Here is a 21763-nt window from a genome sequence, read left to right as displayed (position 1 = left end):
CAATGCGTGGTATGAACCTTTGGCGGATCCTGCTCGCCGTCGTGACCCTGCTCGTGGTCTCGGCCGCGCCCGCGTCGGCGCACGTGCGGCTGACGTCGAGCAACCCCGAGCAGGGCGCGGCGTTGCAGGCCCCGCCGCAGTCGATCCAGCTGACGTTCGACGACGCGTTGTCCAAGCCGCCGACGGTCACGGTCACCGACCCGAACGGGACCGAGTGGTCGATGGGCCGGCCCACCATGGACAACAAGGTGCTGACCGTGCCGTGCGACCCGGAGTACGGCCCGGCCGGCCAGTACACCGTGCAGTACCGGGTGACCGGTTCGGACGGTCACCTGATCGTGGGTCAGCTGGCGTTCAACCTGATGGCACCGTTCGGGCAGCCCAAACCACCTGGCAACGCCGACACACCCGTTGCGCCGCAAGCGGTTCCCGCAGCACCGGCGGACGGCGGCGGTGTTCCACTGTGGATCTGGATCATGGGTGTGGTGATCGTCGGTGGGGTCGTGTTCGTGGCGCTCTGGCTTCGGCGCACCGATAAGTCCGACTTATGACCAAGAGCGACCAGGTGTGCCGCTGATCGGTCCATACACTCGAGATCCCCGCGGGTGTCTGCTCCCGCTAGTGGACGAGTTCGCGAGAGCCTAGCAGCGCCCGAATCTCGCGGACCGCAGTTCGGCCAGCACGGTTCGCGCCGACCGTGCTGGCCGACGGCCCGTAGCCGACCAGGTGCAGCCGAGGCTCGGCGACGACCCTGGTGCCGTCCATGACGATCCCGCCGCCGGGCGCGCGCAGGCCAAGGGGCGCAAGGTGATCGATGGCCGCGCGGAACCCGGTCGCCCACAGGATGGTGTCGGCGGCCTGGAAGGTCCCGTCGCGCCACCGCACACCCTCCGGTTCGACCGACTGGAACACCGGCTTCCACGGGATGGCGGCCAGCAGCGGCCGGTTCTCGGGCAACACCCACAGCCCGGTCGCGCTCACCACACTCTTGGGCGGCAGGCCGTTGCGGACGCGCTCGTCCACCGAGGCGACCGCGTCCCGCCCGATGTCCGGGGAGAAGGGATCATCCCGGATGACCACCGGACGTCGGGTCATCCATGTCGTCTCGGCGGCGACCTTCGATATCTCGATGAGCTGCTCGACCGCGGACGTGCCGCCGCCGACCACGATCACGTGCCTGCCGCGGAACTCCTCGGCCGAGGTGTAGTCCGCGGTGTGCAGCTGGCGGCCGCGGAACGTGCCCATTCCCGGGTAGTACGGCCAGAACGGGCGGGTCCAGGTGCCGGTCGCGCTGATGACGGCGCGGGCGGCCCACGTGCCGGCATCGCTGCCGACGATCAGCCGGTCCCCCGAAGAGCTGACCGCGGACACGTGGACCGGCCGCAGAATGGGCAGCTCATAACGTTTCTCGTAGGCGGCGTAGTACTCGGGCACGACCTCCGCGGCCGGACGGCGGGCATCCGCGACGATCGGCGGGAACCCCGGCAGCGGATAGATGCCGTGTACCCGGTCAAGGCGCATCGAGCGCCAGCGGTTCTGCCAGGCGCCACCGGGTCCGGGGGCGCCGTCGAGCACGACGAAGTCGGTGAAGCCGTAGTAACGCAGGTAGTACGCACTGGAAAGGCCGGCCTGACCGGCTCCGATGACCACCACGTCCGTGTCGCGCATGGCCAGGACAACCTTTTCCGGGGCGTGCGAATTCCCCGCGACGGCTGAGCCGTTCATCACCTCAGCGAAGGTGGCCTTTATTGGACAGCCGGGAGCAAGGCCACCTTCGCCGGTCAGGGTACGCCGCGAGTCGCTTTAGTTTTCAGCTAGGGGCAGGTCTTCCAAGCGAAGTGATAGGTCGTGGTGATACTCCCGTCCGTCGAGTCCATCGCGATGAAACTCGTCGTTTTCTTCGGATCGGATGTGCCCACAGCCGCGCGCAGCTCGGCGTTGATGTTGAAGTTTCTCAACTCACCGCAGGGGTGCCAAACCAGGGCAGCTACATCGGTCGAGTCCGTCTTTTGCCAGTCATCGGAGAGCGGGCCCTTGAAGGGGTGTTCGACGAACGCCGTCGGCGACATACCCTGGAAATAGTAGTTCGCTCGCTCGAGCGCCGTCGCGCCGCGCTCGAGATGGGCGAATCCACGGTAGTCCGCCTGGGCGATCGCATAGGTGAAGCCCTGTGGGACGTGCACCTTGAGGCTGATCTGGCAGTTCTTGCGCCAGTCCAGCGGGCCCGCGCCCACACCGACTTGCGCGAGGAACTCGCTGTAGGTCACGGTGAAGGCGGTGTTGTCGTCCGACACGGCTACCGCGGCGGTCCCGGGTTTGCACCCGGAGCCATTCACGGTGGCCACATCGATGATGATTTTGTCCGGTGGCGGGTTTGACGGCCACTGGGCAGTATGAACCGGCTGTCCGACGAGCGATAAAGCGACGCCGACAGCAGCGAACATATGGAGCACGGGGGACCTCCAAATGCGTCACACGCGACTCGCGGCGGCGACTCACGGTATCGCGGAAATAACTCCGCATCACCCCGCTGAACGGAGTAAGAACTCAGCAGTCCCCGGCGTGAACTGGTAACGGATCATAGGATGGCCGATCAGCCCATTATCCGTCCGGCGCTTACCCGGAATTCAGCGCGGGCGCCCGATCCGGACCGTGTCCCGGCCTTCCCGCTTCGCCACCAGCAGGGCGGCGTCGGCCTCGAGGACCAATTCTTCCATGACCGGATCTATTCCTCTGGCCGGGACGTACAAAGCCACCCCGATCGACACGGTCAGCCCGGTCAGCGTCGTGCGGGTGCCGCGGTCCACATCGGGCACACCGACTTCCAGGTCGCTCACGCCGTCCAGCACGCGCTCGGCCACCGCCATGGCCCGGTCGCGGTTCGTGGTCGGCAGCAGTACCAGGAACTCGTCGCCGCCGTGTCCCCCATACCGGCCGACGATGTCCTCGTCACGCACGGACGCGCGCAGCACCTCGGCGACGGCGTGCAGCACCATGTCGCCGGCCACGTGCCCGTAGCGGTCGTTGACGTGCTTGAAATGGTCCAGGTCCAGCAGGAGCAGCGCGAGCGGCTGACGGCGCTCATGGGCCTCCCGCAAGGCCTCTGGCGCGTAGGTGTCCCAGCCCCAGCGGTCCAGCACGCCGGTGAGCCGATCGATGGCCCAGTAGCCCAGCGGCTGCCCGCAGGAGGTGCACAGCTCATGGTCGTGAATGTGGCTGGGCAAGGGAATCAGCGGTGCGGTGGGATCTCCTGTGATACTCCGTGCGGTGGTCATTTCGTGCCCCCAGTGATTGACACGTAGTCGTGGTCATAGCCGAAGGCGCGCGGCCCGGTGAGCCGCAGCCCTTCTGGTGTCCTCCAGCGCCGGTCGCACGGAACGCCCAGAACGGCGACCCGGTTGCCGTAACGCATCCCCTCGGTGGTGACCGGCTCGCCGGTCTCGTTGTCCAGCACGCAGATCAGGTCCGGCGTGCTGGTGAGCAGCTCGCCGTCGCGCTCGGCGAGCAGGTGTTCGTTCTGGAACGACAGGCGAAGCACCGATCCACGGTCCTCGCCGGTCCCCTCGATCCGGGCCTCCCCCCGGACGAAACCACCGCTCGTGCGGCGGTCCACATCCGCCACCTTCCCGGTGATCAGCACCCGGCCGCCGAGCGTGTCCACGACGCTCTGGACCGGATCCATCGACACACGAACGGTTTCACCCAGCCGCTGGGCCAGGCCCAGCGTGCCCGGCACCAGCCCGTCCGCCAGCTGGTCCCCGCGCAGCACAGTGTCCACAGTGAACACCGAGCAGCCCGCCTCGGCGCAGACCGCACGGGCGATCCGTTCGGCCCACTGGTTGGTCACGGTGTCCAGCACCATGCTGTTGCCCTTGTCGTCCACGATGACCATCGGCGTGCAGCTCACCCCGATCAGCGTCGGCAGCACCATGTGCGCCTCGGGGAACGCCCGGCCCATCGCGTCGCCGTCGACCAGCGGCAGGCCGGTCTCGGCGGCCGCGGCGACCGGGATCACCGAGTTCATCCCGCCGATCTCGATCGGCACCAGGTGGGTCGCCTTGAGACCAGCCACGTTCTCCAGCGTCCGCAGGGCAACGATCGCTTCCTGGCCGGACGGCAGCTTCTCCGTGCTGACCGTGGGCGCACCCATGAACGAGACCGGGACCACCACGGCGTCCGGCGTGACCTCGACAATGTCCACAACGGACACTGGGCCGTGCTGCTCGATGGCAGCCTCGGCCAGCAACCGCCCGGTGTACGGGTCACCGCCACCGCCCGCGCCGAGGATCGCGGCACCGCGGGCGATATCGTCCACATCGGACAGGATCAGCTCACGCATGGACCATCCTCGTGACGTCCAGCCGGCCGACCGCCTTGACCCGGATCCGCGTGGCGCCACCGGGCAGGTACGCGAGCGGGACCTCCTCCACGTCCACCACCCGGACCGTGCCCGCCTTCGCGCCCGCGTTCTCGGCGCGCGCAACGGCTTCCTGCTTGACCTCGGCCAGGATCCGGTCCCGGGTGCCACTGTCCACCTGGAACACCCGGTCGACCTCGCCGCCCACTTCGGCGATGGCCGCCCCGACCGCGTTGGCCACCGCGTAGTGCTCCGGTCTGCGAATGTCCTCGAGGCCGGTGAGCGCCTCGGGAACGAGCATGCTGCCACCGCCCACGACGACCACCGGCAGCGGCGCCGACGAGGTGCGCATCCGGTCCACCGCTTCGGCGATCCGTTCGGCCACCGCCGCCAGCACCCCGGCCACCCGCACGGACTCCAGGTGCGCCACCAGGTCCGGGTCACCGAGGTCGATCATCCCGGCGCGGACCGCCAGGTCGGTCAGGGTGAGCTCGGTGCCACCGAAGACGAGCGAGCGCTCGGTCAGCTCGTAGCCGACGCTGTCCGGGCCGAAGTCGTTGCCGCGCACCCGGGTCCCGCCACCGATGCCGAGCGACAACAGGTCCGGCATGCGGAAGTTCGTGCGCACGCCGGCCAGTTCGGTGACCGCGCCCGCCTCCCGGGGGAACCCGCCGGTCACGATCCCGATGTCGGCGGTCGTCCCGCCGACGTCCACCACCGCGCATTCGTCGAGCCCGGCCAGGAAAGCCGCGCCCCGCATGGAGTTCGTCGGCCCGGAAGCGAAGGTCGCCACCGGGAACCGGCGGGCGTACTCCACGTCCATCACGGTTCCGTCGTTCTGGCTCAACAACAACGGAGCCCTGATCCCGGCATTCCGGAGGGCCGCGGTCAGACCGTCCACAATCCGGCCGGCCAGATCGACCAGGGCCGCGTTCAGGACGGTCGCGTTCTCGCGTTCCAGCAAGCCGATCCGGCCGAACTCGTGCGAGCAGGAGACAGCCAGATCCGGAACCTCGGCGCGCAGAATCTCAGCCGCCCGCAGCTCCATCTCGCTGTTCACAGGTGCGAACACCGAGGTGACGGCGACGGACCGCAGGCCACGCCCGGCCACGTCCGCGGCGACCCGTTTGAGCTCGTCCGGGTCCATTGTGGCCAGTTCGCTGCCGTCGTACTCGTACCCGCCGTGCACAAGATAGTGCTGCGTGCCAACGGCTTCTCGCAGCTGCTTGGGCCAGCCCACCAGCGGCGGCAGCGCGGCGGTCGCGGGCAGGGCCAGCCGGACCACGGCGGTGGGCGTGAGACCTCGCCGTTCGACGATGGCGTTGGTGAAGTGCGTGGTCCCGATCATCACCGCCTGCAGGTCGTCGATCCGTTCTATCGCGCCGGCGGCGGCAGCGGCGGCGAGCAGGTCGTTGACGGCCCAGGCCACGCCGTCGGTGACGTCCGGCGTGGTCGGTGTCTTGACCGAGGCGAGCAGGCGGTTCGCGGCGGACAGCAGGACCGCGTCGGTGTTCGTGCCGCCTACGTCGATGCCGATTCGCACTCCGGGTCCTCCTTTCCCGCCGCCACCGGGACTTCACGTGTTTCCCTGACCAACCCGAGTTTCCCGAGGAGTAAGTAGAGCAGTCCGGCCAGCACCAACGAGTTGAGCGAGCCGATGCCCAGCGCGGCCTGCTCGCTCCACCACCCGAAGACGGCGGACACGGCCCAGATCGCGAGGGTCGCCGGCACCAGCTCGGGCTCGGTTCGAGGTAGCTCGCCTCGTTCCCGGGAGGAGTCGAGCTGACCGCGCCAGCGACGCACCAAGTAATACTCCGCGACGATGATGCCCGCGACCGGGGGTAGGGAAACGCCGAGCACGAGCAGGAAGTCGGCGAACCTGTCCAGAATCCCGGCCGCCGACAGCGCGGTGCCGAGCACGCCGATGACCAGCGTGGCGGGCACCCGGCCGACCCGGACGCCGGTCAGCGTGGCGATCGAGTTCACGATGCCCAGCGAGGAGCTGTACAGATTCCAGTCGTTGATCTTCATGACCGCGGCGACGAGCGTGACCACACCAACGACGCCCGCAGTCGTGGCGAGGATGGAGACCGGGTCGTCACCCTTGATGGCGTATGCGAGCAGCACGCCGATCAGGCCCATCACGTACTGCCCCAACGTGATCGACACGACACTCTGCTTGATGACGTCCCTGGGCGACCGGTTGAACCGGGTCATGTCCGGCACGATCACCGCGCCCGCCATGTAGGACCCGGCGACCAGGGTTGCCCCGGCGGCGATGGTCATCGGCTCGCCCAGCGGCCCGGACGAGAACAGCGCGCCGAAGTCCACTCCGGTCAGCTGGGTGATCACCGAGTACGCGATCACCACCTGGAACGCCGGTACGGCAACGAAAGCGATCCATCGCATGGACCGGAACCCGTAGACCACCAGCAGCGTGACGACCAGACCCGTGACCACGGACCACATCCAGGCCGGTGCCCACGGCGCCAGGGTGTGCATGCCCTCGGCGAAGAACCCGTTCTGGATGCCGAACCAGCCGACCAGGCTCACCGAGATGATCAGGCCCATCAAGGCCGAGCCGTACCGGCCGAACCCGGTCCAGCGCGCGAGGACCGAAGAGGACAGTCCTTCCCGGACACCGGCGATACCCACGAACACCGCCACCAGTTCCAGCACGACCGAGCCGAGGGTGAGCGCCCAGAACGCGCCCCAGAACGACAGTCCGGTGCCCAGCAACACGCCGGTGGTGAAGGTGATCAGGTCGGACAGCTGGCCGAACTGTTGCAGGGCGACACTCCACCAGCCGTACCGGGCCTCCTTGGGCACCCGCTGCAGGGCATAGTCCTCGGCCGGGGTGATCACTGTCGCTCCTCTCGCACGGAAGCGGCGAACCTGGTCCGCCCGGACAGCCAGCCGACCCGGGGCGGCCCGGCGGCCCGCACCCGCAGCACAACGGTCGGTTCGGACAGGTACGCCAGCGGTTTCTCGTCCACGGAGATCACTTCGACGCCTGCCGGGTCGGCGCCCGCGCGCATCGCCGAGGCGCGGGCGGCCTCCCGCACGGCGGCGCGGATCTCGTCCAGGTGCGGGCTGCCCAGCGGCACGATCCGGCGGGCCTCACCGGACACGGGCGCCGCTGCCGCGCCCACAGCGGCAGCCGCCTCCGTGTCTGGCGGGCACACCACGTCGAGCACGCCGTTCGGCTTGCGCGGCAACGACTTCGCGAACGCCTTGGCGCCCGGCCCGGACACGATCAACGGCAGGTCGCCGGGTGCGTCCTTGGCCCGGTCGAGAGCTTCCTCAAGGGACTCGTACACGGGAACCACTGCGGGCACGCTCAATCCGGTCGGCACACCGGCGACCTTGGTGTGTCCCACGGTCATTCGCGGCCGCCCACCGGTGAGCGAGCACACCGCGCGCGCGGCACCGTCCGGAGTGGTCAGCACGACGAGCGCATCCTGAACGCCCGCAAGGGAAGCGGCACCCATCGCCGCCGTGGCGTCCATCCCGCCCAGGATCGACAGCGGATGGGTGACAGCGTTGTCGAGGGTCGCGATCGTGCCGTCGCCGCGGGCGAGGAACACCTCGGCGTTCGGCATTCCCAAGTGGGTCACGGCGGTCAGCAGCATGCCGGCCTCTTCGGCGGCCGGGACCGTCAACGCCGCCTGCAGGACGGTGGCGTTCTCCCGTTCCACCAAGCCGAGTCCGCCGAACTCGTGGGACAGCAGGATCGCCGTGGCAGAGCCAAGTTCCTCCCTGAGCACGTCCGCGGCCGCGAGCTCGTGCCGGGGCGTCACCGACGAGAAGACCCCGGTGATCGCGACCGCGCCAACGGTCCCCGCGATCTTGCGCGCGAATGCCAGCAGTCCTTCTATGTCCAGGGGTTCGTAGTCGCCACCGTCCAGCATCGCGCCGCCCGACAGGCACGTGGACGCGACCGCGACCCGTTTGCGCATCTCCACCGGCCAGAGGGCAAGCGGCGGAACGGAAGTCGTCGCCGCGCCGAGCCGGACCGCGGCCACCCGCGCGAGACGACCGGGCCAGCCGCGCCAGTACCCCGCCTCAGCAGGCAGTTCGTCCAGCGCGCGGGAGTCGGTGAGGGCGAACATGATGTGCCCGATCTCGCCGGGATCGACGCCGGAGGCCACCAGCGTGGCGCGCATGACCTCGCCGAGCTCCTCGACCGAGAGGAACTCGCGGTCGATGGACGCGAGAACGCGTCCGTCGGCGTTGAGGACCGCGCCGGAGGCACGGTACGACCCCAGCGCTACCCCCATCCGGTAGGTCATCGTGCCACCAATGGGTGATAGTCGAGGTCGAGGCCGAACGCCCGGGGACCGACGAGCTCGAGCCCGGCGGGCTGCAGCCACAGCTCCGGGCAGGGCAGCGCGAGCACGACCACGCGTTGCCCGTAGCGCAACGAATCCGTGGCGACCGTGCCGCCGCTGTAGACGTCGAACAGGGTGATGATGTCCGGCGTGGTGGCCCGGACCTCGCCGTCCTCCAGCACCGCGAGGAACTCGTGACTGGCCTCGACCCGCAGGCAGCGGCCGCTGTCGCCGTTGATCCCGTCCAGCAGGATGCTGCTGCGCAGGTTGGCCGCGAAGGCGGGTCTGCCCTGCATGGCGGTGACCGAGCTGACCTTGCCCTCCATCAGGCAGACCCCGCCGAACTCCTCGGCGAGCCGGATCACGGCGGTCTTCGTTGGCGCGCAGCCACAGTCCTTGAGCAGCCGGCCGATCCGCAGCGCCCGGCTGATCGAGCCGATGACCACGCTGCGGCGGGCCTGTTCGACGGTCATCACGTACTCGGTGCTGACACCGGTGTCGCCGAAGGCCTTCACCGCGCTGCGGGCCAGGCGTTCCAGCCAGTCACCGGTGTCGGCCTGGACGAGCACGACGTGGTCATGGTCGTCGGCGAGCACCGAAGGCCCTGGTTGCACGCCCGCGACCTGCATAGCGACCTGTTCGATGCCGGGGAACGCACGCCCCATCCCGTCCGCGTCGGCCAGCGGCAGGCCGGCGTAGGCGGCTAGCGCGACTGAGGCGGGGCCGTTGCAACCGCCGACCTCCGTACACATCATCGCCACGACCTCGCGGCCGAAGTGGGTTTCCACCTGACGGCGGATCGCGACCCCCTCCCGGCCGGTGCCGATCCGCTCACTCCATACCGCCGGTGAGCCCAGGTAGGCACACGGCATGACCAGGCCCTCCGGCGGCAGGTCGGCGAGATCGACGATCTCCACCGGGCCTTGAGCGGCCAGCGCGACCTGGGCCATCGGTACCTTCTCGGCCGCTTCCCCGCCGCCGCCGGCCGCGAGCACGTCGCAACCGCTGGCGAACTCGGCTAGGCAACCCCCGGTCAGTCGCACGAGTGAATGGTAGTAAAACAGCCACTCTGAGTATTTGTCCTCGGCGCATAGAATCCATGCCCTCGCTATCCTTGCCGCACAGTCTCCGGAGGTCGGCCGTGAGCCAAGTCCCGATGCGCGACCTGCTCGCGGGGCCGGACCTGGGCGCGTTGACCGTGCTGACCACCGCGCCGGACCGGACGGTGAGCTCGGTGCGCGTCATCGACAAGCTGACCGACCTGCGATCGGTGCCCTCGGAGAGTTTCGTGGTGGTGCTGCCGTCGACATCCGCGCAGGCCAGGGGGCATCTGTTCGACATCGCCATGCGGGACGCGACGGCCTCGGGGGTCGGCGCGATCGTGTTGCACGGCATCGACTCGGTGGAGTCGACCGCGGTGCGGATCGCCGACCGCAACGGGATTTCGCTGCTGCTGGCGCCGGCTTCGCTGGACTCGACCCGGTTGATCGTGGCCGTCGCCGAGGCTTTGGCCGGGGACGCCACCGCGGCGCTCGCCCGGGTCGACGCCGCCCGGCGGTTGATCACGGCGGCCGAGATGCGGGGCGAGGACCGGCGTTCGGCCATCCTGTCCGCCGCTTCGGATGCCCTGGGGACTCCGGTTGCAGCCCGTCAACCTTCTCATGGCGAGCCCGCGGCGCCGGTGATCGTCGATGGGGCGGTGGACACCTTTGTGACGGCTGAGGTTCCGTCGGATGTCCGGGGTTCCTGGGTTGTCGCGGCTCGGGTTGTGACGACGCTGACCGCGGATGCCTATGCGCGGGTGATCGCCGATGAGCGCCGGACGGAGCTGGCGCCGCTGGCCGACCGGGGGCGGTTGCTGGGCGAGTTGTTGCTGGCGCCGGACTCCGAACGCGTGCAGCTGGTGTCCCATGCGCGAACCGTTGGGCTGCCGGTGGATGGGTGGCACCAGGTGTTGCGGTTCGAGCTTTCGTCCTCTTTGGACGCGGCCACCGCGGTGTCCGCGGACCAGGTCGACGCGATCTCGGTGTCGATGCTGCACGCGGTTCGGTCCGAAGTGGACTCGCTGTGGCACAGCACGCGGATCGGTGGCGAGCCTTTGCTTGTTCACAGTGTCGATGCCGACCCTGGCCCGGCTTCCGCTCGGACCGCCCAGATCGCCGCGACCACCGCCCTCGCCGCCGCGCGCAAACGCTTCCCCGGCATCGTGGTCCGTTGCGGTATCGGCGCGGTCCACCGGCAGGCCGAGGGTCTGCGCACCTCCGCCACCGACGCCAAAGCGGCACTGGCCGTCACCCGCCAAGCCCGCCCCCAACGCGACGTGGTCGCCATCGACGCCCTGGGCCTCAACAGAATGCTCGTCGAGTGGTACGCCTCCGACAACACCCGGGCGTCCGTCGACGATCTCCTGGAGCCCCTGGTCGAGCTGGGGCCGGCCGCCGCGGAGGAAGCGATCCGGACCCTCCAGGCCTACCTCGACCACCAGAACTCCCCCGCCCGCGCCGCCGAGGTCCTGAGCGTCCACCGCCAGACGGTCCACTACCGCCTGAACAAGATCACTCGTCAGCTGGGTGTGGACCTCAACGACCCCGAGCAACGCCTGGCCCTCCAACTGGCCTGCCGCGCCTGGCTGATGCGCTGAGGGCCCCCGGTCACGCCAAAGCCGGCCTTGGGGATTCTGCCCTGGCGTGACCGAGATGAGCGCCCACCCCCGCGGCCCAGTGCCGACCCCACCTGACGGCACCCTGAGCCGAAGGCCCAGGCATCCATCCCTATACCCGCCCACAGAACGCTACCGACCGCCACTTTCAGTCCACTTTCATTCCACCCCCGCACCCGAAACCACCCGCCACCCGGAACTCCACCAAAATCCCCCTACCAGCCTTGTTCCAAAGCGCGCAGACACTTCTTGTTCCAGCCGCCGCAACCCACACTCCCGCGCCAGCTTGAGAGCCACCTCCCCGAGGACTTCGTAGGAGTCGAACGCCGCTCGTACCGTGACTCCCTGCTCGCCACGCGTGGCCAGCATCCGCACACGGTCGCCGGTCCGCAGATCGGCCGTGTACCTGGCGATGCCCAGACGGGGCCGGCCAGCCAGGTTGGCCGCGGCGATCCGGAGCGCCAGCTGCAACCGTCCGCACAGATCGGCCAGCTCGGATGTCGCTTCTTCGGCTTCGGCGCAGCGCTTCGAGCCGATGATCCGGGCCAGCAGGCGATAGGCATGTTGCGGTGTAAGAGGTTCAAGGGCAAGACGATGACCGCCTTAGAGGACGGACAGTCCAGCGAGGTCCGAACGACTCGTCACGATCACAGTGCTGCCACGGCGTCCCGGCAGCAGCGGAGCGACCTGGTCCACGCTTCCCGCATCGTCCAGGACGAGCAGCACTTTCCGCTCAGCGAGGCGAGATCGCAGCAGGGCCGCACGTTGTTCGAGGTCCGCAGGAATCCCTTGCGGTGCCACCCCTGCGGTTCTGAGCAGCTCCACGAGCAGGTCGGCGGCCGGACGCCGGTTCGGGCTCGCGTCGGCCAGCCGTACGAACCATTGCCCGTCCGGATAGTTCGCGGCGAGGCGGTGGGCGGCGTGGATCGCCAAGGCGGACTTCCCGATCCCCGGTGGGCCGCTGATTGTGACGACAGGACGATGGTTCACCGCATCCAGCAGACCAGCGAGCTCGTCGTGTCGGCCGGTGAAGTCGTTGACATCCAGCGGAAGCTGGCAATGCACCGGCCAGCCCACGGTCTCCTCCTCAGCTCCGGCGAGGACCGACTTGTGTGCCCGCCGCAGCTCTGTTCCCGGCTCCACACCCAGTTCGTCGACGAGTCTCCGCCGGATGTCCGAATATGCCGTGAACGCCTCAGCTTGGCGGCCGGATCGATGCAAGGCGATCATCAGTTGTGCCCAGAACCGTTCCTGCACAGGGTATTTGACCGTCAGAGCACGTAACTCCAGTACGTCGTACCGTCCCGCGGCCAGGTCGAGGTCGAACAGCCGCTCCAACGTCGCCAGCCTGCGCTCGACAAGCGCTGGAGCCACCCAGCACCGCACGAAGCCGTGTCACACACGTCTGCAGCGCCGCCTTCGGATACGCCGGAACCGCCGCGCCCCACACCGCCTCAACCAGCTCATCGACCGGCACAACCCGATTGGCCCGCACCAGAAGCACCGCTAGCAACGCCCGCGATCGCTTCGCCGTAACGGCAACCCGCCGCCCACCACTTCGAGCGCACCAAGAACCCGGAACTCCACAGCACCCCCGATGCTTGTCAGCACACGGGGGACGAAGCCTACTGCCCGTTAGCGTAGGCCGACGCAGCGAATTCGCTCAGCTCCACCCGATCGGCCACCTCGGCCTTGAGGATCAGGCTCGCCACGTGCTTCTCCACCGTTCTCGGCGAGATATGCAGCCGGTTCGCGATCGCCTTGTTCGTCAACCGCTCAACCATCAACTGGAGCACTTCGTGCTCGCGGACGGTCACCCCGATGGCACGCAGCCCGTCCGGCACCTCGTCGGTCCCCGCTCGTCGCTGCCGGATCGGCGCACCCGCGTGCCGCAGTAATGAACGACAGGCACTTGCCACCGGAACCACCGACAGCTGATGGAAGTACTCCTCGGCACGTCTGAGCCAGGTGACCGGATCGCCCCATTTGTCGGCGACGGCGGCCTCCGCCACCAGGCGCAGACCGAGGTGGCTCGCCATCGGATACACCGAGGAGTCCTCGTAGGCAGAGAGGGCCGCAGCCGCGGCCTCGTCACACCGGCCGTCGCGACCAAGAAGTACAGCCCTGGCGAGACCCACGAACTGGCGGTTCCATCTCATCGCGCTCTGCACCGTCGATGCGGTTCGCTGGTACTCGGCCCAGCCGGCATGACCGTCGAGTACCGACAGCAACAGGTACAGACCATGTCGTCCGGCCAGGTGATAGCTCGTGGGCACGTCCTCGGTGATCACCAGCATCTTGAGCAGTTCATCCCTGGCCAGGACCCGGTTCTCCTCGAGCAGTGCGCAGAAGGTGCGGGCAAAGCCCAGGGTCAAGGGCAGTTCCTGGGCGTTTTCGTCCTCCCACTCGGCGAACTCGCCGAGCGCCTTCTCCATCTCCGCGCGCCTGCCCATGTGCGCCGCGAGCGTCGCCTGAACCATGTGCAGGTAGCGGATCTGTGGGCGCAGCCGAAGCCGGATCAGGTCGTGCTTGCCTTCGTCGATCATCTGCTGAGCCGACAGGAAATCACCGCGCAGGACCGCGTCGATGGCCAGGTTGCCCCGAATCGTGTAGCCGACCGTGACAGCGCCGACTCGCTGGGCCTCCGCGATCGTGCGCTGCATGCCCTCGATGGACCCGGTCGACAGCCAGTCGTTCCCCGCGAGCAGCACAAGCGCGTAAACGCGCCAGATCGGCAACCGATGCTCCTCGGCCAACGCCCGCGCGCGTTCGAAGCAGGCCGTCGACTCCTCCATGCTCCGCTCACGCGCGATGTCGCCCACAAGCTGCCACGCCTCGCACAGCACAGTCGCCAGGTTCGTGGGCTGAGCCGCGGCGATCGCGCGTCTGGCGAGTGCCTCGGCCTGCGCGGACCGGTTCTGGGCACCGCCCTGCCAGACGAGGTTGGCCGCTACGGCGTCAATGGGCGCGACGTGTTCAGGGTCAGCATCCGGTCCCAGGGCCGCTCTGGCCGCCTCGACCTGCAGCATGCCCTCCGTCCACAGCCCGGCCACGTTGTACACCTGTGCCATCCGGTAATGGATCTTCGCACGGGGAACCGCCGCCAGGGTCACGCCATCCATCGAGTCAAGGGTGTCGACCAGCGTGCGAGCACGTTCGATCTCGCCGGCCTCGGCCAGCGCGTACAGCAAGGTTTGCAGGACCTCGACCTTGGTCTCGGTGCTCTCGGTACCTTGCAGCAGTTCGTTGGCCCGGTCGAGCAGCTTGACCGACGACTCCGAGGCCCCGTCATCCAGCGCCCGGCGGCCGGCCTCGGCGTACAAATTGGCTGCGGACTCTGTCTCGCCCGCGTCCGCATACAAAGTCGCGACCAGTTGACACCACTCGCCGGGCAGGCCGGGGTGCAGAGTCTGCACAGCGACGGCGGCACGTTTGGAGTAGTCGGCACGGTCGGCGGGCGTCAGCGCCTTTCTGAGCGCTTCCGCCGTCAACGGATGCCGGAACGCATACCAGTCGGCCGCCGCCTCATCTGGAGCCACGAGCTGGGCGGCGACCGCCGCTCTCAGGTGCGAGAGCATGGCGCGTTCTTCGAGGGCGGTCACGCGGCGCACTACGGACAGCGGGAACCGGTCACCGAGCACGGCCGCGACTGACAGCAGCATGCTCGCCTGTGTCCCGAGCTGCTCGGCGCGGTCGGCCACACCTCGTGTCACCGTCTCCGGCACGCCGGCGCGCAACTGGCCGACGACATGCCAGCTGCCGCCGCCCTGGGTGAGGACACCGTCGCTGATCAGCTGGTGCAGCAGCTCCTCGACGATGAACGGGATGCCGGCGCTGTCCTCGGCGAGCTGGCGCACGACCTCCGAGGGCAGGTCCTCAGGGGTCGCCTCCAGACAGGAAGCGGCCAGCCTGGTCACGTCGTCCATGGACAGCCGGTTGAGCTGGATCGTGGTCGCGGCGTGGCGCTGAGCGGCCGACCGTGCCAGGTCGAGCGCCGCGCATGCCTCGTTGCGAGTGGTGATCAGGAGCAGCACCGGCAGATCCGTCACGTTGTCGACCAGGTACTCCACAATCGCGAGAGTCTCGGCGTCCGCATGCTGGAGGTCCTCCAGCACCAGCAGGCAGCCGTCCGGCCGGCCGGCGACAGCGACCAGGCGCAACACCGCCTCGCCGAGCACGATAAGGGAGTCGCCGCCGGACGTGCCGGACTGCTGTAGATCCGGGATGAGCCGGCCAAGGATCGGCAGGTAGGGCCCCAGTGCGGGGTCGTCGGGTGGCTTACCGCTGCGGAACAGCCCGAGCAGAGCCTCGGTCAATGGGCGAAACGGGACGATCGGTCCGATCGTGCTGCCTCGCCCACGCAGCACCCGGACACCTGCGCTGAAGGCGATGCCGGCGGCCTCGCTGGCGAGCCGGGACTTTCCGATCCCAGGCTCGCCGACGAGGAAGACTGTGCCACCGCGCGAAGCGCGTGCGGCATCAATCGCCCTCGTCAGCTCGGCCACCTCACGGTCGCGGCCGATCACGAGCGGGGAGCGGGACCACATGGCCGGACAGTACCTATAATCCACCGTTTGGTTGAAGAGCAGGCAGTCGAAGATCTCGTTTCGAGCTAGCGTGCGACGTCGGACCACCCTACGCCGGAAACCTGCGCCCGAGTGATCGTTGTGAGGCATTGGAGCATGTCAAGGCGGTAGCCGACGAGGGCGCTGGCGCGCGAGGTCACGTTTCGCGGGGCGGAGATGACGATCTGGCCGGCGGGGTGGGTGGGGGAGCCGAAGACAGGCGTGGTGGGGGAGGTCATCGCGGTCTTCTTCCTGGTGAGCGGTTATCTGTGGGGTGTTGGCTCCCAGGAGGTGCGGTGGTTCCTGGGGGCGGTCCCCTCGTGCGGGTTCTGCTCAGGGGGCAGGTTCGAGGAGGAGGACGGAGGGGACTCGGTGGGGGAAGCCGAGGCGGAGCAGGCCGTAGCCGATGCCGGCGAGGCCGTTGAGCAGGCCGGCGGAAACGACGCCGTGGGGGGTGCCGCAGCGGACGCCGCCGCGGTCGATGGCGCCGAGCAGGAGGCCGGCGTGGCGGGTAGCGGCCATGGCGGCGTGGGGGTGGCCGCCGCGCTGGGCGAGGTTCATCAGGGCTTCGGTGACGCCCAGTTCGCCGTGGCACAGGCTCATGTCGCGGATGGGGCTGTGGTCGGCGAGGGTCGAGACCCAGTCCGCGGGGGTGTCGCGGCGGGCCATGGCGAACCCGGAAAGGCCGCTGCACCAGCTGAGATCGGCGCTGTCGGGCACTTCGGCGTCGAGGATGGCCTGGCCGACCTCGGCGTAGGGCTCGCCGGCGCCGGTCTGCGCGAACCGCATCAGGGCCCAGCCGATGCCGGTGTGCCCGTGGGCGAAGCCGGAGCTGGGGGTGTCCAGGCAGGTGCACGGGACGGTGTGCGCCTGCTCGACCAGGCGGTCGGCGAAGTCCCAGGCCAGGCGACCGGCTGCGGGCAGTCCCGTTTCGGTATGCACCGCCAGCATCGCGGCGAGGCCACCGGCGCTCCCGGCGGCGAAACAGGCGAGCTCGTCGTCGGTGGCCGCACGGGTCAGGTCGACGACGGCGGGCAGCCAGCTGCGGATCTCCGGGTCGTCCAGGAGGTTGCCGAGGCGGGCGATGGCGTAGCTGATGCCGCCGAGGCCGTGCGTGCCACCGCAGCCGATGGTCACACCCAGCTCGGGCTCGGTGATCAGCTGGTCGATCAGCCGCGGCACGGGCCGTACGGCGTCACGGGCCAGCTCGGCATACCGTTGCACGCCGGTCAGCTCAGCAAGCTGCGCGAGGTACAACGCGACACCGCAGTACCCGTGGGCCAGACCGGCACCCATGGGCAGCACGGCCCAGTGCTTGTCGATGATCGGCTCCAGCCCCAGCCAGTTCGCGCGGCCATCGCCGTGCATGGCGCGGGCGCCGATCTCGTCGGCGATGCCGCACGCGGCTGACAGCAGACGCTGTGGGTCGGGCACAGCAGCTGTGCCAGCACGCGGGCGGGTCTCACCAGTGCGGTGCTCCAGCGGATTGGCGCGGGTGGCCAGCGCCGCGGAGATCAACCACTCCTGGTCGTAACGGTCGACCTCGTCCATGGCGGCGATCTTCAGCACGACCGTCGCCAGACCGGGGCCTTCCAGCAGGTCAGGCAGGCATTCGCCGTCCGCGGCCAGCAGGTCGCGGGACCCGGGCTTGCTCGTGAACATCGGCAGGTCGCCGGCCCACAGGTCGGCCAGCTCGCTGGGGATCAGCCGCTGCCGGGCCAGGTCGCACGCGGAGTCCAGGGTCAACGCGTCGAACACACGCTCCCGTTGAACGGCGTCGCGCAGCACGTCGGGGTGCGTCGACTCGTCGAGCAGCGTCGCGTATGTCTGGCTGGGCCGCACCACGATCCGGATCTCGTCGTTGGTGCATGCGGTGAGCAGGCCGATCAGCTCGGACCGGTGCCGCACGATGGCGTCGTAGCCCTCACGGAACCCACCCAGCATGGCCGCGCGGTACTCAGCGGGCTCGACGTCCAAAGCACCCAGACGGGGACGGTTAACAGCACCACGGAACTCGGCGCGACGACGCACCAGACGCATCACGTCGGTGCCTACGCCGTCCCACGCGACCCCGTCGTCCGGGTACTCGCCACGGTCACCACCGAGCGCGGAGATGTCCACAGCGCCGTACTCCCCGAGCAGCATCTGCGGCAGCAACGCCATGCGGTGCACGGACGACGCCAGCACACGGGCAGCGGGGTCGGGCCCGGTCGCGGTCGGCTGCTCCAGCATCGGGTGGAACAGGGTCTCCACGTCGACGAGCACCGGCTGGTCACCACAGGCGATCAGGTTCTCGTAGTGAATGTCAGCAGCGTCGATGGCATACAGGAGTGCCAGCAGTGCTCCCTGACGACGGTAGAAACGGTCAACCTCGGCAACCTGGCTGCACGGACGGTGCTCAACGAACTCGAGCCAGCCGTAGCCGGTGCGCGTGACCGAGTCGACGCTGCGCAGTCCAAGGCCGAGAACCTTGGTGTTGAGCCAGCTCACCAGGCCACCGAAGTGGCGGTGCAGGTCCAGCGACCGTGGCTTGTAGACGACCCGGCGGCCGTCGGCGAACCGCAGGATCGCGACCGAACGCCCACGCTGGTGGGTGTCCCCCGTGCCGGTGTGGATCTCCACCAGGTCACCTGGGTCCATGCCGCCCAGCAGCCGCGCCACGATCAGCTCTCGGTCAGCGGTGAACCGCTCGAGCAGCTCCACCATGGCGTCCGCGCCGAACGCACAGGCCTGGCCGAGCAGGCGGGCGAGCACCGGGTACTCGGCGAACAGCTGCGTGAGCCGGTCCGAACCGGCCTGCGACCGGATGAAATCGGCGAACCGCTCCTCGGCGGTGTGCCCGGCCAGCCGCCCGGAGACCCGCTCGACGTTCAGCTCCAGCACGAGGGTGCGGGCGGCGAGCCCGGCCAGCCGCCGGCCCAGCTGCCGGTCGAACCCGGCGAGCACGGCCTCGGCGTCGACCTTGCCATCGAGCGCGGCGTTGGCCACCCGGGCGCGCGCGATGCGCAGCAGCGGCCGGAAGACCCAGGCGAACGCGTCCGGCCACTCGGCCGGCACCGCGCCCTCGGCGCTGACCGGCCCGGTGGCGACGGCCTGGTCGACGAGCTCCGCCCAGCGCGGGCGGCCCTGGACGGTCCAGCGGCGTTCGGCGGCGGTCAGCGCGCCGGTCCACCATGGTCCGGAGTTGATCCCGTTGTCGCGGTGCGAAATGGCTTGGCTCACGACAAACAGGCTGGCAGCGGGCTTGCGCGGGAACATGGGTAACCGATCCCCACATTCGCGCGCGGCACCACCCGTATTAGGTAGTGGTGCCCCAGCGGCGGCTGCCGGTCTTCGCAACGTACCGGCCACCGCACCACCGCGGCGACCCGGTTCACCCGGAAGAACCTGACACGACCTGACAGGTAGGAGTGCCAGGATGATCGCCGTGACCGCAACCGTGGACCGTGAACAGGTGCTGGCCTACCGGATCGCCCGCCAGGGCCTGCACCGCGGCAGGACCCCGGTCGACGACCTGGAGGTGCTCGCGATCGGCGTGCAGGACACGCCGGTGGGGTCGGCGCGCCAGTCGTTCGCCGTGCGCACCGAGGCCGACGTGGACGATCACACGCTGGTCCGCGCGTGGACGCTGCGGGCCTCGCCGTTCCTGCACCACCCCGAGGACCTGCCCAGGATGGCCGCCGCGTTGTGGCCGCACAGCGAACGCGACGCGCTGGGCAAGGTCGCCTGGCAGCGCTCGGTCATGCAGAAGTCCGGGATCACCGCCACCGAGGCGCTGCGCGCGACCGCCCAGGCGTTCCGGAAGGTGATCAAGAAGCCCACGGTCAAGGGCGCGGCCAGCACGGCGGTCTCCAAGGCGGTGCCGAAAGCCCTGGTCAGCTACTGCCGGGGCTGCGACGCCGAGCACGTCTTCGAGTCGCTGTTCCGCCTCGCCGCCCTGCCCGCGGGCCTGCGGCTGGACCTCGACTCGTCGCCGCCGGTGCTGGTGCCGATCAAGAACTGGCCGGGCATTCCGGAGGAACAGGAAGGAACGGACGAGCTGATCACCGAGTTCCTCCGGTTCGTCGGACCGGCCGGCGTCGGCGACGTCGCCGCCTGGCTGACCACCACCCAGACCGAGATCAAACAGGTCTGGCCCGCGGCCGGCCTGACCGAAGTGGACGTCGACGGCCGCAGGTCCTGGCTGCCCGAGTCCGAAATGGACCTGCTGCTCGATCCCCCTGAGCCGCCCCGGGCCCTGCTGCTGTCCACGTCGGACCCGTTCCTGCAGGAGCGGAACAAGCTGCTGCTGGTCCCGGACAAGGCGCGGCACAAGGAGATGTGGCCGGTGATCGGGCAGCCGGGCGCGGTGCTGATCGACGGCGACGTGGCCGGGATCTGGCGGACCAAGGCCACCGGCAAGAAGAAGCTGGAGATCAAGGTCACCGAGTTCACCCCGATCGATCCGGGCGCCCGCAAAGCGCTCGAACCGGAAGCCCAACGCGTGGCGGACCTGCGCGGGATCGCCGAGGCGGTGCTCACCTTCAGTTGAAGAGGGCCAACGTCTCCAGGGCCTGGGCGACCTCGGGATGGTTGCGGCCCAGCAGCTTGGTCTTGATGTCCAGGCACCGCTGGGTGAGCCGGCCGGCGGCGGCGACGTTGCCGCGCGCGGCCATCAGCATGCCGAACTCCTGGCAGGCCACGGCCAGGTCGTAGTGGTACTCGGGCAGGATCCGCTCGAGGGTCGCGATCGAGCGGCGGAACAGCTTCTCGGCGATGTCCAGTTTGCCCAGCCTGGTGAGGATCGCGGCCAGCAGCACCCGGTCGCGCGCCACCGCCGGATGGTTGGGCCCGAGCGCGTTCTCCCGCATGCCCAGGGCCCGGGCCGCGTGCGACTCGCCGGCGACGAACTGGCCGCGTAACAGGTCCAGCTCGGCCAGGTGGTGCCAAGCGTTCGCGGCGATCACCCCCCGGTCGTTGCCGGCGAGGGTCACTGCCTGCTGGAACAGCCGCTCGGCCTCGCCGAGCTTGCCGCCGAACTGGTAGACCACGCCCAGCCCGCACATCAGGCCGACCTGCTCGGCCGGGGACGGCCACGGGCTCTTGGCGGCCATCTCCAGCGCCGAGTTGTAGAGCACCTCGGCGCTGCCCAGCCGGTCCCGGATCCGCTCGACGGTGGCCAGGCAGCCCAGCGCGCCGACCCGCAGCCGGACCTGCCGCTCGTCCGCGGACGAGTACTCCTCGGTGACCACGATCGCCTTGCGCGCGTACTTCTCGGCCTTGTCGTACTGGGACAGGCCCTCGTGCAGCATGCTCAGCTCGATGCAGGTGGCCGCGATGTCCGGGTGCCCCTCGGGCCGGGCCTGCTCGATCACCGCGACCGCGGTCTCCGCGATCGCGACCGCGTCATCGGCCCGGCCGTCCTCGGCGAACCGCCGGGCCATGCCGAGGCGGCGGCGCGCGTCAGCTACCGGGTCGAGCATCGCCGTGCATTGGTTCGGGCTCCCTGCCAGTCAACGTCCTACGGACATCATGATGGCAGCACTCCCGGCACGTGCGGGCTTCGACGACCCCCAATACGCCGAAGCCCGCCCTCAGCTGGTGGGCAGAACGGCGAGGTTCCTGCTGGTCAGGGCGATTTCGGGGGCGTCTGCGGCATGCAGCCTGCGACTGATCTCCAGCGACCGGCGGTAGAACCGCTCGGCCTCCTCGACGTGGCCGCGCACGGCCATCAGCACGCCGAGGTCGTTGAACACCGCGGCGACGTCGTGACTCAGCAGGGCGACTTCCTCGGCGACCGATCCGCTCATCGCCATCCTCCTGACCAGGCCGTACTCGTGTGACCTGATCAGGATGGCCGCCCGGGTGCCCC

16 protein-coding genes and 1 pseudogene are annotated in these 21763 nt (G+C 69.3%); 3 read left to right on the top strand and 14 right to left on the bottom strand.

Going from position 1 to position 21763, the window contains the following annotated elements; all coding sequences use genetic code 11:
• Positions 1-11 precede the first annotated feature (11 nt).
• Complete coding sequence (locus AB0J95_RS42285; protein WP_364770981.1) at positions 12-551, top strand: copper resistance CopC family protein; 540 nt, start codon at positions 12-14, stop codon at positions 549-551.
• 67 nt (positions 552-618) lie between these two features.
• Here AB0J95_RS42285 and AB0J95_RS42280 read toward each other — a convergent pair whose 3' ends face one another.
• The 8 genes from AB0J95_RS42280 to AB0J95_RS42245 form a co-directional block, all read right to left on the bottom strand.
• Positions 619-1668, bottom strand: coding sequence for an NAD(P)-binding domain-containing protein (locus AB0J95_RS42280; protein WP_364771127.1), 1050 nt, complete (start codon positions 1666-1668; stop codon positions 619-621).
• A 146-nt stretch (positions 1669-1814) separates the two neighbouring features.
• On the bottom strand, positions 1815-2444 hold the full coding sequence (locus AB0J95_RS42275; RefSeq protein WP_364770979.1) for a DUF4360 domain-containing protein: 630 nt from the start codon (positions 2442-2444) through the stop codon (positions 1815-1817).
• Positions 2445-2627: 183 nt separating this feature from the next.
• Positions 2628-3275 (bottom strand): GGDEF domain-containing protein, encoded by a 648-nt coding sequence (locus AB0J95_RS42270; protein ID WP_364770977.1) that lies wholly within the window; start codon positions 3273-3275, stop codon positions 2628-2630.
• Positions 3272-4339, bottom strand: coding sequence for a DUF917 domain-containing protein (locus AB0J95_RS42265; RefSeq protein ID WP_364770975.1), 1068 nt, complete (start codon positions 4337-4339; stop codon positions 3272-3274). Before AB0J95_RS42265 ends, AB0J95_RS42270 begins: the two co-directional genes overlap by 4 nt.
• Positions 4332-5900, bottom strand: a complete 1569-nt coding sequence (locus AB0J95_RS42260; protein WP_364770973.1) for a hydantoinase/oxoprolinase family protein — start codon at positions 5898-5900, stop codon at positions 4332-4334. Before AB0J95_RS42260 ends, AB0J95_RS42265 begins: the two co-directional genes overlap by 8 nt.
• Positions 5879-7222, bottom strand: a complete 1344-nt coding sequence (locus tag AB0J95_RS42255) for a cytosine permease (RefSeq protein WP_364770971.1) — start codon at positions 7220-7222, stop codon at positions 5879-5881. Before AB0J95_RS42255 ends, AB0J95_RS42260 begins: the two co-directional genes overlap by 22 nt.
• Positions 7219-8649 carry a hypothetical protein gene (locus AB0J95_RS42250; protein WP_364770969.1) on the bottom strand — a complete coding sequence of 477 codons (1431 nt, stop codon included), beginning with the start codon at positions 8647-8649 and terminating at the stop codon, positions 7219-7221. Before AB0J95_RS42250 ends, AB0J95_RS42255 begins: the two co-directional genes overlap by 4 nt.
• Positions 8646-9731 carry a DUF917 domain-containing protein gene (locus AB0J95_RS42245; protein ID WP_364770967.1) on the bottom strand — a complete coding sequence of 362 codons (1086 nt, stop codon included), beginning with the start codon at positions 9729-9731 and terminating at the stop codon, positions 8646-8648. Before AB0J95_RS42245 ends, AB0J95_RS42250 begins: the two co-directional genes overlap by 4 nt.
• A 98-nt stretch (positions 9732-9829) precedes the next feature.
• Between AB0J95_RS42245 and AB0J95_RS42240 the strand changes: the two genes are divergently transcribed.
• On the top strand, positions 9830-11329 hold the full coding sequence (locus AB0J95_RS42240; protein ID WP_364770965.1) for a helix-turn-helix domain-containing protein: 1500 nt from the start codon (positions 9830-9832) through the stop codon (positions 11327-11329).
• A 621-nt stretch (positions 11330-11950) separates the two neighbouring features.
• Here AB0J95_RS42240 and AB0J95_RS42235 read toward each other — a convergent pair.
• The 4 genes and pseudogenes from AB0J95_RS42235 to AB0J95_RS42220 form a co-directional block, all read right to left on the bottom strand.
• Positions 11951-12721 carry a BTAD domain-containing putative transcriptional regulator gene (locus AB0J95_RS42235; RefSeq protein ID WP_364770963.1) on the bottom strand — a complete coding sequence of 257 codons (771 nt, stop codon included), beginning with the start codon at positions 12719-12721 and terminating at the stop codon, positions 11951-11953.
• 55 nt (positions 12722-12776) lie between these two features.
• A pseudogene (locus tag AB0J95_RS42230) lies at positions 12777-12824 on the bottom strand (hypothetical protein); the annotation flags it as partial.
• A 148-nt stretch (positions 12825-12972) separates the two neighbouring features.
• Positions 12973-15894: an AAA family ATPase gene (locus AB0J95_RS42225; protein ID WP_364770961.1), complete on the bottom strand. Its 2922-nt coding sequence runs from the start codon at positions 15892-15894 to the stop codon at positions 12973-12975.
• A gap of 351 nt (positions 15895-16245) precedes the next feature.
• Positions 16246-19134: a type 2 lanthipeptide synthetase LanM family protein gene (locus tag AB0J95_RS42220; RefSeq protein ID WP_364770959.1), complete on the bottom strand. Its 2889-nt coding sequence runs from the start codon at positions 19132-19134 to the stop codon at positions 16246-16248.
• Between the two features lie 205 nt (positions 19135-19339).
• Between AB0J95_RS42220 and AB0J95_RS42215 the strand changes: the two genes are divergently transcribed.
• Positions 19340-20443 (top strand): winged helix DNA-binding domain-containing protein, encoded by a 1104-nt coding sequence (locus AB0J95_RS42215; RefSeq protein ID WP_364770957.1) that lies wholly within the window; start codon positions 19340-19342, stop codon positions 20441-20443.
• Here AB0J95_RS42215 and AB0J95_RS42210 read toward each other — a convergent pair.
• Both AB0J95_RS42210 and AB0J95_RS42205 read right to left on the bottom strand, forming a co-directional pair.
• Positions 20436-21374, bottom strand: a complete 939-nt coding sequence (locus tag AB0J95_RS42210) for a tetratricopeptide repeat protein (RefSeq protein ID WP_364770955.1) — start codon at positions 21372-21374, stop codon at positions 20436-20438. The two genes, AB0J95_RS42215 and AB0J95_RS42210, sit on opposite strands and share 8 nt — an antisense overlap.
• A gap of 111 nt (positions 21375-21485) precedes the next feature.
• Complete coding sequence (locus tag AB0J95_RS42205; RefSeq protein ID WP_364770953.1) at positions 21486-21701, bottom strand: tetratricopeptide repeat protein; 216 nt, start codon at positions 21699-21701, stop codon at positions 21486-21488.
• Positions 21702-21763 lie beyond the last annotated feature (62 nt).

Origin of the sequence: Actinocrispum sp. NPDC049592 (assembly GCF_040675465.1) — a bacterium.
GTDB lineage: Bacteria > Actinomycetota > Actinomycetes > Mycobacteriales > Pseudonocardiaceae > Kibdelosporangium.
The sequence above is the reverse complement of the archived record's forward strand: the minus strand, read 5'-3'. Positions and strand labels throughout refer to the sequence as shown.